General features: G+C 71.9%; 8 protein-coding genes. 6 read left to right on the forward strand and 2 right to left on the reverse strand.

Annotated features, from left to right (window positions below; all coding sequences use genetic code 11):
- The first annotated feature begins 11 nt into the window (after positions 1-11).
- Together rpoC and H577_RS0108685 are read left to right on the forward strand one after the other, a co-directional pair.
- A complete protein-coding gene (gene rpoC, locus H577_RS0108680) occupies positions 12-3,887 on the forward strand; it encodes a DNA-directed RNA polymerase subunit beta' (protein WP_029145631.1) in 3,876 nt (1,291 codons plus the stop codon).
- A gap of 124 nt (positions 3,888-4,011) precedes the next feature.
- Complete coding sequence (locus H577_RS0108685; RefSeq protein WP_036284243.1) at positions 4,012-4,611, forward strand: hypothetical protein; 600 nt, start codon at positions 4,012-4,014, stop codon at positions 4,609-4,611.
- 167 nt (positions 4,612-4,778) lie between these two features.
- Here the strand turns inward: H577_RS0108685 and H577_RS0108690 are convergent, their stop codons facing one another.
- On the reverse strand, positions 4,779-6,257 hold the full coding sequence (locus H577_RS0108690) for a glutamate-cysteine ligase family protein (protein ID WP_029145633.1): 1,479 nt from the start codon (positions 6,255-6,257) through the stop codon (positions 4,779-4,781).
- Positions 6,258-6,391: 134 nt separating this feature from the next.
- Between H577_RS0108690 and H577_RS0108695 the strand changes: the two genes are divergently transcribed.
- Positions 6,392-7,993, forward strand: a complete 1,602-nt coding sequence (locus H577_RS0108695) for an amidohydrolase (protein WP_245570366.1) — start codon at positions 6,392-6,394, stop codon at positions 7,991-7,993.
- A 30-nt stretch (positions 7,994-8,023) separates the two neighbouring features.
- On the opposite strand, the gene H577_RS0108700 is transcribed toward H577_RS0108695, so the two are convergent.
- Positions 8,024-8,614 (reverse strand): hypothetical protein, encoded by a 591-nt coding sequence (locus tag H577_RS0108700; protein WP_029145635.1) that lies wholly within the window; start codon positions 8,612-8,614, stop codon positions 8,024-8,026.
- A gap of 523 nt (positions 8,615-9,137) precedes the next feature.
- On the opposite strand from H577_RS0108700, the gene H577_RS0108705 reads away from it, so the two are divergent.
- From H577_RS0108705 to H577_RS0108715, 3 genes are all read left to right on the forward strand, one after another.
- Complete coding sequence (locus tag H577_RS0108705) at positions 9,138-10,376, forward strand: hypothetical protein (protein WP_029145636.1); 1,239 nt, start codon at positions 9,138-9,140, stop codon at positions 10,374-10,376.
- A gap of 3 nt (positions 10,377-10,379) precedes the next feature.
- A complete protein-coding gene (locus H577_RS0108710; RefSeq protein WP_029145637.1) occupies positions 10,380-10,871 on the forward strand; it encodes a hypothetical protein in 492 nt (163 codons plus the stop codon).
- Between the two features lie 216 nt (positions 10,872-11,087).
- The gene (locus H577_RS0108715) at positions 11,088-11,732 is read left to right on the forward strand and encodes a hypothetical protein (RefSeq protein WP_029145638.1); all 645 of its coding nucleotides are present in this window, start codon (positions 11,088-11,090) and stop codon (positions 11,730-11,732) included.
- The last annotated feature ends 141 nt before the right edge of the window (positions 11,733-11,873 follow it).

Genomic DNA, 11,873 nt, shown 5'->3' on the forward strand with positions numbered 1-11,873 from the left:
CAGGAGAACTAGTGCTCGACGCAACAACTTTCGATGAGCTTCGCATCGGCCTGGCCACCGCAGACGACATCCGTCGCTGGTCCTATGGCGAGGTCAAGAAGCCCGAGACCATCAACTACCGCACCCTCAAGCCCGAGAAGGACGGTCTGTTCGGTGAGCAGATCTTCGGGCCCAGCCGCGACTGGGAGTGCGCCTGCGGCAAGTACAAGCGCGTCCGCTTCAAGGGCATCGTCTGCGAGCGCTGCGGCGTGGAGGTCACCAAGAGCTCCGTCCGCCGCGAGCGGATGGGTCACATCGAGCTGGCCGCCCCGGTCACGCACATCTGGTACTTCAAGGGCGTGCCCTCGCGCCTGGGCTACCTGCTCGACATGGCACCGAAGGACCTCGAGAAGGTCATCTACTTCGCCGCATACATGGTCATCTCGGTCGACGAGGAGGCGCGCCACCGCGACCTGCCCACGCACGAGAACAACCTGCGCCTGGAGATGAAGACCATCGCCGACCGCCGCGACGCCCGCGTCGCCGCGCGCATGCAGAAGCTCGAAGAAGACCTCGCCGCCCTCGAGGCGGAGGGCGCCAAGAGCGACCAGAAGAAGAAGACGAAGGATGCCGCCGAGAAGGAGATGGCATCCATTCGCAAGAACGCGGACGAGCAGATCGCCCGTCTCGAGCGCGTCTGGGAGGACTTCCGCACCCTCGAGGTCGGCGCCCTCAAGCCCGAGGACGACGTCTTCCACGAGCTGCAGGACCGGTTCGGCCAGTACTTCGAGGCCTACATGGGCGCCGAGGCGATCCAGCGTCGCCTGCAGGCGTTCGACCTGGCCGCCGAGGCCGAGAGCCTGCACCTGCAGATCTCCGAGGGCAAGGGCCAGCGCAAGATCCGGGCGATCAAGCGCCTCAAGGTCGTCAACTCGTTCCTGTCCACCGGCATGAGCCCGGCCGCCATGGTGCTGGACGTCGTGCCGGTGATCCCGCCCGAGCTGCGCCCGATGGTGCAGCTGGACGGTGGCCGGTTCGCCACCAGCGACCTCAACGACCTGTACCGTCGCGTGATCAACCGCAACAACCGACTGCGCCGCCTCATCGACCTCGGGGCCCCCGAGATCATCGTGAACAACGAGAAGCGGATGCTGCAGGAAGCGGTCGACGCCCTGTTCGACAACGGCCGCCGCGGCCGCCCGGTCACCGGCACCGGAAACCGGGCGCTGAAGTCGCTGTCCGACATGCTCAAGGGCAAGCAGGGCCGGTTCCGCCAGAACCTGCTCGGCAAGCGCGTGGACTACTCGGGCCGTTCGGTGATCATCGTCGGCCCCACGCTGAAGCTGCACCAGTGCGGTCTGCCCAAGCAGATGGCGCTGGAGCTGTTCAAGCCGTTCGTGATCAAGCGCCTGATCGACCTGGGGCACTCGCAGAACATCAAGGCCGCCAAGCGTGCCGTGGAGCGCACCCGCCCCGAGGTGTGGGACGTGCTCGAAGAGATCATCCGCGAGCGCCCGGTGCTGCTGAACCGTGCGCCCACGCTGCACCGACTGGGCATCCAGGCGTTCGAGCCGCAGCTGGTCGAGGGCAAGGCCATCCAGCTGCACCCGCTGGTGTGCGCGGCGTTCAACGCCGACTTCGACGGTGACCAGATGGCCGTGCACCTGCCGCTGTCGGTCGAGGCGCAGGCCGAGGCCCGCATCCTGATGCTGGCCTCGAACAACATCCTGAAGCCGTCCGACGGCCGCCCGGTGACCCTGCCCAGCCAGGACATGATCATCGGCCTGCACCACCTGACCACGGTCAAGCAGGGTGCGACCGGCGAGGGACGTGTGTTCGGCTCGGTCTCCGAGGCGATCATGGCCCGCGACGAGGGCACGCTCGACCTGCAGGCGAAGGTGCGCATCCGCATTCCGGACCTCACCTTCCTCGAGGGCGAAGCGCCCGAAGGCTACGAGCGTCACGGGCTGGTGGACGCGTCGCTGGGCCAGGTCACGTTCAACGACGCGCTGCCCAAGGGCTTCCCGTTCGTGCGCGGCCAGGCCGACAAGGGCAAGCTCAGCCAGATCGTCAACAAGCTGGCCGAGGAGTACCCGAAGGTCACCGTCGCCGCGGCGCTGGACGCGATCAAGGATGCCGGTTTCTACTGGGCGACCCGGTCGGGTGTGACCGTCGCGCTCAGCGACGTGATCACGCCGCCGAACAAGGGCGAGATCGTCGCCGCCTACGAGAAGCAGGCGGCGAAGGTGCAGGGCCAGTACGAGAAGGGTCTGACCACCGACGCCGAGCGCCGGCAGGAGCTCATCAAGATCTGGACCGAGGCGACCGACGAGATCCAGAAGGCGATGCGCGAGAACTTCCCCGAAGACAACACCATCAACCGCATGGTGTCGTCGGGTGCGCGTGGTAACTGGCTGCAGATCCGCAACATCGCGGGTATGCGCGGCCTGGTGAACAACCCGAAGGGTGAGATCATCCCGCGCCCGATCATCTCGTCGTACCGCGAGGGCCTGTCGGTGGCGGAGTACTTCATCGCCTCGCACGGTGCCCGCAAGGGTCTGGCCGACACCGCCCTGCGTACCGCCGACTCGGGTTACCTGACCCGGCGTCTGGTGGACGTGTCGCAGGACGTGATCATCCGTGAAGAGGACTGCGGCACCACCAAGGGCCTCGAGTTCACGATCGCGGCGCCGGGCGTGGACGGCACGCTGGTGCGCGACGCGAACGTCGAGAACTCGGTGTTCGCCCGGACGCTGGCCACCGAGGTGGTGACCGAGGCGGGCGAGGTGCTCGCCGAGGCCGGTCAGGATGTGGGCGACGTGCTCATCAACCAGCTGGTCGAGGCGGGGGTGGAGAGCATCAAGGTGCGCTCCGTGCTCACCTGCGACTCGGCGGTCGGCGTGTGCGCCAAGTGCTACGGCCGGTCGCTGGCCACCGGCAAGGTGGTCGACATCGGCGAGGCCGTGGGCATCATCGCCGCCCAGTCGATCGGTGAGCCGGGTACCCAGCTGACGATGCGCACGTTCCACACCGGTGGGTCGGCGTCCGCGGACGACATCACCCAGGGTCTGCCCCGTGTGCAGGAGCTGTTCGAGGCGCGCACCCCGAAGGGTGCCTCGCCGATCGCCGAGGCCGACGGCCGCATCACGATCGACGAGACCGAGAAGAGCCGCAAGGTCATCCTGACCCCCGACAACGGCGACGAGCCGCACGTCTACCCGGTGCTCAAGCGCGCGACGCTGCTGGTCGAGGACGGCCAGCACGTCACCGTCGGCCAGCCGCTGCAGGTCGGCACGCTGGACCCGAAGGAGATCATGCGCGTGCAGGGCGCCCGCGCGGTGCAGAAGTACCTCGTCGACGGGGTGCAGGGCGTGTACCGCTCGCAGGGCGTGCCGATCCACGACAAGCACATCGAGGTCATCGTGCGGCAGATGCTGCGCAAGGTCACGGTCGTCGACCATGGCGACACGAGCCTGCTGCCCGGTGAGCTGGTGGACTCGCGCCGCTTCATCGACATCAACCGTGCGTCCGTGGCCGAGGGCAAGCGCCCCGCGTCGGGTCGCCCGGAGCTTATGGGTATCACCAAGGCGTCGCTGGCGACCGAGTCGTGGCTGTCGGCCGCGTCGTTCCAGGAGACGACGCGCGTGCTGACCCAGGCCGCGATGGAGGGCAAGAGCGACCCGCTGGTGGGCCTGAAGGAGAACGTGATCATCGGAAAGCTGATCCCCGCCGGTACGGGCCTGGCCAAGTACCGCAACGTGGTGGTCGAGGCGACCGAAGAGGCCAAGAGCGAGCGGTACCCCAACCGCATCTTCGCCTCGGACGGCGCCTACAGCGACGCCGACCTGAGCTACGTCGACTTCGACAGCTTCTCCACGGACGACTTCACGCCCGGCACCTACAACTGACGGTTGCGCGAAAGGCCCTCGGCACCTGCCGGGGGCCTTTCGCATGCCCGGGGGCGTGTGCGGCCGGGCGGCAGCGGGGATGCCGCGTACCGTGGTGGGCGGGGAACACGGGAAGGACACGGCGATGATCGGCGGCCGCAAGGCGTGGATCGCGTGGCCGGCGGGCCTGGCCTGCGCGGGCGTGGTCGCGGGCCTGGCATGGCTGGCCGCGCCCGGCGTTCCCGGTGCGGTCACCTTCGCCGGCGACCTGCTGCGCACCGGATCGGCGGTGACCGCGGCCGAGTCTGGGCACACCGCCCGCGCCGAACTGACCGACGACTGCCGCTCGCTGTACCCGGACGGGCTGTGGGCGCGGCTGAGCTGGCGGCCGCATGTCGTGCTCGACCAGTCGCGCGATGCGCCGGTCACCGCGGCGACCGCGGTGCGCGACGCGCTGCAGCCGGCGGTGCGCATGACCTGCACCTGGCGCACCGAGTCGGGTGCGACGGTCGCGACCACGCTGGCGACGGTGGATGCCGCGGCCCCCGCGATCGCACAGGCCGGCCTGCAGGCGCAGGGGTTCACCTGCACGGCTGCGGGCGACGGCATCCGCTGCACGAAGACCCGCGGCGACACCGCTGAGGAGCAGGTCGTGCGGGACGGACTGTGGCTGGCCACGGTCGAGACCGGGTGGCACCCCGACGGCTACACCGACGCCCTCGTGCACCGGCTCTGGCCCGGATGAGCGCCGGCCGCCGCCCCACCGATCACCATCGCACGCCCGGCGGCCGCCGCCCGACCGACCGACCACCGCACGCCCGGCGGCCGCCGCCCACATCGCACGCCCGGCGGCGTGCCTGCCGTCCCGGCGGTGCCGCTGACCGGCGGCGCCGGCCGTGGCATCCATCGCCCTCAGCCGGGAACCTCCCAGGTGTGCACGGGCTCGTTGGCGTGCATGCCCGCCATGTACAGCCGCAGCATCTCGGTCAGCGCCTGCGGGCGGTCAAGGCCCCGGCGTTCGAACGCCTGCACCGCGGCGACCTGCCACGATGAGCCGTTGACCCGCTGCTTGCAGCGCTCCTCGATGATCGACAGGTAGCGGTCGCGCACCGCCGTCGACACGTTCCAGCGCGACAGTCCCTCGTCGGCCAGCGGCAGCAGTCGGCGCAGCACCAGCTCATCCCACGGCACCGATCCGATGCCGGGCCAATAGAAGACGGCGTCCACGCCGCGCCGGGCGCCCTCGGTGAAGTTGGCGTGGGCGGCGTCGAAGCTCATCTTGGTCCAGATGGGACGCTCCTCGGCGGCCAGCATCCGCACCACCCCGTAGTAGAACGCGGCGTTCGCCATGACGTCGACCACGGTCGGCCCGGCCGGCAGCACCCGGTTCTCCACCCGCAGGTGCGGGGCGCCGTCGACGACGTCGTACACCGGCCGGTTCCACCGGTACACGGTGCCGTTGTGCAGCCGCAGCTCCTGCAGCCGCGGGGCGCGACCGGCGGCCAGTTCGGCCTCGGGGTCCTCGTCGGTGGTCTCGGGCAGCAGCGCCGGAAAGTAGCGCACGTTCTCTTCGAACAGGTCGAAGATCGAGGTGACCCAGCGCTCGCCGAAGAACACCGGCGGGCGCACGCCCTGGTTGCGCAGCTCGGGCGAGCGGGTGTCGGTGGCCTGCAGGAACAGCTCGGTGCGGGTCTCGGCCCACAGTCGCTTGCCGAACAGGAACGGCGAGTTCGCGCCGAGCGCCAGCTGGGGACCTGCGAGCACCTGGGCGGCGTTCCAGTGCGGGGCGAACTCTTCGGGGGCGACCTGCAGGTGCAGCTGCACCGAGGTGCACGCCGACTCGGGGGCGATCGTGGGGGAGTACATCCGCAGCGACTCCGCCCCGGCGATGTCGAGCTCGATGTCTTCGCGCCGCGCGGCGAACACCGCGTCGTCGAGTGCGGCATACCGCGGGTTCGCGCTCATCCACTCGCCCTGCAGGTGCTCGGGGCGCAGCGTCGGCAGGATGCCGACCATCACGATCTGTGCGCCCAGGCTCCGCGCGCGTTCCTCGGCGTGGTTCATCGACCAGCGCAGCAGGTCTTCGAGGTCGATCGCTGAGTCGCCCGGCAGCGGGCGCGGCGGGATGTTCAGCTCGATGTTGTAGCGGCCGAGCTCGGTCTGAAAGGCCGGGTCGGCGATCGCGGCGAGCACCTCGGCGTTCGCCATCATCGGCGCCCCGTGCTCGTCGACCAGGTTCAGTTCGATCTCCAGCCCGGTCAGGGGACGCTCGATCTCGAATGCGTGCTCGCGCAGCATCTGCTCGAACACGTCGAGGCATCGCTGCACCTTCTCGCGGTACTGTGTGCGCTGCTCGCGGGTGAACACCGGTGAGGCGATCTCGTCACCCATGGCGGCTCCCTTGCTCGGCCGACGGTGCGCCGCATCCACACCCTCGTGGACCGCGTTGTCGATGAGCCAACCATATACGGCTGCGCGCGGCCACTGATCGTTACGCTGGAGCGCGAGCAAAGGAGCACGGCGCCATGACGCAGTCCAGACACGCGGCGACCCCGGTGGGCACGGCGACGGATGCCACGGACCGCGCCGCGCGTTCGTCGCAGGCGGCGGCGGACCCGGGCACACCACGGGCGGCGGCGGATGCCACGGCCGGCGCCGCGCGTTCGTCACAGGCATCGACGGGCCCGGGCACACCGCGGTCGGCGGCGGCTCCGGCGGACCCCGCCATGGCCGGCGCCGCGCGTTCGACGCAGGCATCGGGCGGGCCGGGCACGCCGCGGGCGGCGGCGGATCCGGCGGACTCCGCCATGGCCGGTGCCCCCGTCGTCGACGCAGGCGCCGCACCGACCGATCCGACCGGTGCCGCTGCGCCCGACGCCCCCGTCGTCGCCGCGGGCGCCGTGCCGACCGATCCGACCGGTGCCGCTGCGTCCGACACCGCCGTCGTCGACGCGGGTGCCGGGCGCGGACCGGCGTGGCTCGACGCCGTGCTGGCGGCGCAGCTGCCGACGATCGTCGCGCTGCGCCGCCGCATCCATGCCCATCCCGAGCTGTCGCGGCAGGAGCGGGCGACGACCGCGCTCGTTCACGACGCGCTCACGGGCGCCGGCATCGCCGCGCAGGTGCTGCCCGGCGGCACCGGGTTGATCGCCGACATCGACTCGGGCACACCGGGTCCGCTGATCGGGTTGCGGGCCGACATCGACGCACTGCCGGTGGCCGAGGCCAGCGGGCTGCCGTTCGCGTCGCGTGTGCCGGGGGTGGCGCACGCCTGCGGGCACGACGTGCACACCGCGGTGCTGGTCGGCGCGGCGCTCGCGCTGCGCGCGGGCACGTTCGCCGGGCGGGTGCGGCTGCTGTTCCAGCCGGCCGAAGAGGCCATGCCGGGCGGATCGCACCAGCTCGTGGCGGCCGGGGCGATGGACGGGATCGACCGGGTGTACGCGCTGCACTGCGATCCGCGGGTGCCCGTCGGGCAGGTGGGCATGCGGGTCGGACCGATCACGTCGGCGTGCGACATGATCGAGCTGACCGTGACCGGACCGGGCGGGCACACGTCGCGGCCGCAGCTGACCGTGGATGTGGTCGGGGCGCTCGCCGAGGTGGCGCATCGGCTGCCCGGGCTCGCCGTCGAGGCGCTGGGCGCGAGCACGCTGTTGGTGTGGGGAACGGTGCGCGCCGGCGAGGCGTCGAACGTGATCCCCCAGACCGGCGAGCTGCGCGGCACGCTGCGCCTGGCCGACCGAGCCGCGTGGGAGCGGGCCGAGCCGGTGATCGCCGACGGCGTGGCCCGGCTGCTCGCACCCACCGGTGCCCGGTACGAGCTGCGGCACGTCCGAGGCGTGCCCCCGGTCGTGAACGACGCCGAGTCGGTGCAGATCCTGCAGCGGGCGGTGTCGGCCGCACTCGGCGTCGAGGCGGTCGCCGCCGCCGAGCAGTCCGCCGGTGCCGAGGACTTCGCCGTGCTGCTCGAGAACGCCCCCGGCGCGCTCGCCCGACTCGGCGTCTGGGACGGGCTGCTGCCGCAGGTCGACCTGCACGCCGCCGAGTTCCGCGCCGACGAGCGGGCCATCCCGGTCGGGGTGCGTACCCTCGTGCACACCGTGCTCGCCGCCGGGCGCGGCTGAGGCATCCGCCCGCTGCGAGCACGGCCGATCTCAGCCGAACAGGTGCGCGATGATGGCGTCGGTGTAGCCGGTCGGGGCGAGGTTCGAGTAGACGGTGTCGATGAGCACGTCGTCGCGCCAGAACATCGTGCGCCCGTCGGTGACCGGGTAGGTCTTGTCCTTCCAGGTGCGTTCGCAGCGGGTGCCGCCCGACGGTGTGTAACAGGTGGCGCCCTCGGCGCGGAACGCGTTCAACGCATCCAGTGCCGGGCCGCGCGCGACGCGCGAGATCGTCGTCGACAGCCCCGTGGTGTCGGCGCTGGGGCTGCCCCAGATGCATTTCAGCGACCCGTCCGACAGCACGCCCGAGGGACCGAATGCCGGATCGTTCAGCGGCGTCGTGCCGAATTGCGCGAGCACGGCCGGAGTCAGGATCGCCTTGCAGTCCGTCGGGATCGCCACCGCCGGCCGATCGGTGGCGGTGGTCGTCGGTGCCGGCATGGGTGCGGCATCCGTCCTCGCCGGCGACTGCACGGGCAGGCTCGTCTGTGCCGGTGGGGGCGTCTCGGGCGCGCACGCTGCGATCGACAGCGCCAGCAGGGCCAGGGATGCCGCGGCCAGCGCGGCGGGCATCGGACGCATGCCCACACTGTAGGCGAGGTCGCGTCGATGGAGGCCGGTACCCCCGGCCGTGTCGTCGGATGCCGGTGCCCCCGGCGGTGTCGTCGGTTGCGGGTACCCCCGGCCGTGTCGTCGGTTGCCGGTACCCCCGGCCGTGTCGTCGGATGCCCCACACCCCGGCCGTGTCGTCGGTTGCGGGTACCCCCCGGCCGTGTTATCGGAGCCGGTACCCCCGGCCGTGTCGTCGGATGCCGGTGCCCCGGCCGTGTCGTCGGATGCCGGTACCCCGGCGGTTTGGGGCGCATTTGTGCGTTTGGGGCGGATCTGTGCAGCCAGACGCGCACGAACGCGCCCCAAACACACTGGAGAGTGTGAACGGGAGGACGCACACGGGCCGCGCGGAGGACGCCCGGCGGGTGCGATGGCGGACGGGACGGACACGACGCGCGGTGCGAGACACGTCGGCACGCCTCCGAGACCCGGCCCGCGCGCGGCGGTAGCCTCGCAAGGACGGGGACCGTCCCCGTGTGTGAGGAGTCCTGCGATGAGTGATCCCCGCGAGCCCATGGGCGAGCCCGTCGAGGAGCCGCAGCCCGTCGACGACGTGGTGGGCCAGGCTCACGAAGGACTCGCCGAAGCCGAAGCCGCCGGCCGCAGCGCCGTCGGCGACGAGCCGTCCGCACCGGACGCGCCCGAGCCCGCCGCCGACCCGGCCACCGAGCACGCCGCCGCTGAATCGCACCCCGCCGCCTCCGCCGACGACACTCCGGTCGAGACGGACGCCGCCGGTGCCCGCGCGACGGCCGCCGAACCGTCCGGCGCCGAATCGGCCACGCGGGGGTCGACCGCCGGATCGACGGATGCCGCCGCCGAGCCGTCTGCGACGGGGCCGGCCACGACCGAGCGTGCCGCCGAACCGTCCGCGGCCGAGCCGGCCGTGACCGCGGGTGCCGCCGAGCCGTCGGCGTCCGAGTCGGTCGTCCAGCCGGGGCCCGCGGCATCCGTAGCCGAGCCGTCCGCGGCCGAGCCGTCCGCGGATGAGTCGGTCGTCCAGCCGGGGCCCGAGGCATCCGTCGCCGAACCCGACGAGCCCGCGTTCGCCACGCCCGCGCTGAACGACGTGCACGCCGCCGCCCCTGCCGCCGCCGGTGCCGTCGCGGCATCCGACCTCGTTCTCGAGCCGGTCGCGCCGACCGCTACCCCCACCGTCGCCGCGCCGCAGCCGATCTTCGTGCAGGCGCCCGAAGAGCCGCGCCCGCGCGGCAACCGCGGTGCCGCCGGGGGCATCGGCATCGTCGCCGCCGTGTGCTTCGCCGTGCTGTACCTGGCCGCCGGACTGGTGATCGGGCTGGTCACCGGCGACGTCACCGCCGACGGCGTGGGCACCTGGCTCGGCCACGAGGCCACCACGTGGGGCCTGTGGGTGCCCACCGTCGTGTTCTTCATCGGGTTCTGGCTGCTGGGCGCGATCATCAACCGCGCCCGCTGGGGCGCCTGGGTGATCTTCGGTCTGCTCGTCGGCCTCGCCGCCTACGGCGGTCACCTGCTCGGTCAGCTGTTCGAGGCCCCATTCTGGAACATCACCGCCACACAGGGGGCCGACCTCATCGCGGCGCAGCTGTTCGCCCCGTTGGCGATCGCCGCGTTCGTGATCGGTCGTGAGCTGACCATCTGGTTCGGCGCCTGGGCCGCCGCGCGCGGCAAGCGCATGACCGAGCTGAACATCGAGGCCCGCCGCGAATACGAGCGCACCCTCGAGGCGGGGCCGCAACTGGCGCGCTGAGCCATGACGCAGGCACCCGGGGGAGCGGGCGGAACCGGCCGGGTCCGCCCACCCGTGGCGCTCGCGTTCGCGACGATCCTGTTCGCCGCGCTGGTCATCGGCGGCATCGGCATGGTGAGCCTGCTGCTGGGCGAAGACCCGATCACGGCCCCCGGCTTCGGCCAGTTCCCCGGCGTGTTCGGCACCATCCTCGCCGTGCTCGCGTTCGCTGGTGTGCTGTGGGCCGGGCTGCGCCGGCCGCATCCGTCGTTCTGGAGCGGCACCTGGGCCGGACTGGCCGCCTTCGTGGTCTACCTGCTCGCTGTGTGGATCGCAGGCGCCATACAGACCGCCGACCCCGTGCTCGCGGCATCCGTCGTCGGCCGTCTGATCACGGCGGGCTTCGCGTTCGTGGTGCTGGTGGGCGGGATGCTCGCCGGATGGGGTGGCATCGTGCTCGTGCACACCCGCGGCGGACGACCGCGCTGGCCGTGGGAAGACCGCAACACACCCTGACAGGTCCGGTCGCGCCGGGATCGCGGTCACCTGGCCGGGCGGTCGTGCCGGGACCGCGACCCCCTGACCGTGCCCCTCGTGCCGAGACCGCGACCGCCTTACCGGGCGGCCGCGCTGGCCGTGGGAAGACCGCAACACCCCCTGACTGGGCGGCGACGCGAAGACCCGCCCGGCGGATCGGGGCCTGGCGCGATGCCGCGCGCTACGGTGGTGTGCGTGGAGCGTTCGCTCGAGACCGAGGTGAGCCAAGCGGTCGACGCCTGGCTCCGCTGGCTGCCGCGGTGGCAACCGGCCACCCACCGCGGTCGCGTCGCCCCGTGCCGGCGTTGCCTGGGCTCGCCGGTGCTCTCGGCCGCCGGGCTCGGCTCAGACGTGCCGCATGGTGTGCAGCATGGTCTGTCCACGCGCATCAAGGCGATCATCGACCACGCCGTGGCCGACTACACAGCCAAGAACCTGCCCATGCTGCAGGGCGAGCTCGACCAGCAGGCCGCCCGCAACCGGGCGCGCAGCTATCGTCCAACCGAGGGCCTCGACCCCGAATACGAGGGGATGCCACTGGACCCCGAGCCGGCGCCGGGGGCACCGTTCCTGTTCACGTTGTCGGGCATGGCCGACGAGGCCGACGCCGAGGTGCCGGCGCTGCCGCCGCTGAGCGAGGCCGCCAAGGCGGCGCTGCGTCAGGAGGTGGGTCTGGCCGACGAGTACGCGAACATGATCGGCCGCGAGGTGTGTGCGCTGCTGCTCGGCCACCGCCTGCGCATCCAGGAGGCCGTCGCCCAGTATGTCGAGCCCCAGGTCGCCGCGCTGCTGGACGAGCTCACCCGATCGCTGGACTCGCCGTTCGACCCGTCCGAGTAACACCCCGCCCGTCTGAGGAGCGCCCCGACCGCCGTCCGACGAGCGCCCTGCCCGCCGTCCGAGTGGCGCCCCGCCCGCCGTCCGAAGAGCGCCCCGACCGCCGTCCGAGGAGCGCCCCGCTCGTCGACCGAAGAGCGCCCC

Origin of the sequence: Microbacterium luticocti DSM 19459, assembly GCF_000422405.1 — a bacterium.
In the GTDB taxonomy this organism is placed as follows: Bacteria; Actinomycetota; Actinomycetes; order Actinomycetales; family Microbacteriaceae; genus Microbacterium; species Microbacterium luticocti.

Bases quoted from the DNA above. Each gene is read 5' to 3' on its own strand.
- H577_RS0108705 (WP_029145636.1), top strand. From the start codon at position 9,138: ATGAGTGATCCCCGCGAGCCCATGGGCGAGCCCGTCGAGGAGCCGCAG.
- H577_RS0108700 (WP_029145635.1), bottom strand. From the start codon at position 8,614: ATGCGTCCGATGCCCGCCGCGCTGGCCGCGGCATCCCTGGCCCTGCTG.
- H577_RS0108710 (WP_029145637.1), top strand. From the start codon at position 10,380: ATGACGCAGGCACCCGGGGGAGCGGGCGGAACCGGCCGGGTCCGCCCA.
- H577_RS0108695 (WP_245570366.1), top strand. From the start codon at position 6,392: ATGACGCAGTCCAGACACGCGGCGACCCCGGTGGGCACGGCGACGGAT.
- H577_RS0108685 (WP_036284243.1), top strand. From the start codon at position 4,012: ATGATCGGCGGCCGCAAGGCGTGGATCGCGTGGCCGGCGGGCCTGGCC.
- H577_RS0108690 (WP_029145633.1), bottom strand. From the start codon at position 6,257: ATGGGTGACGAGATCGCCTCACCGGTGTTCACCCGCGAGCAGCGCACA.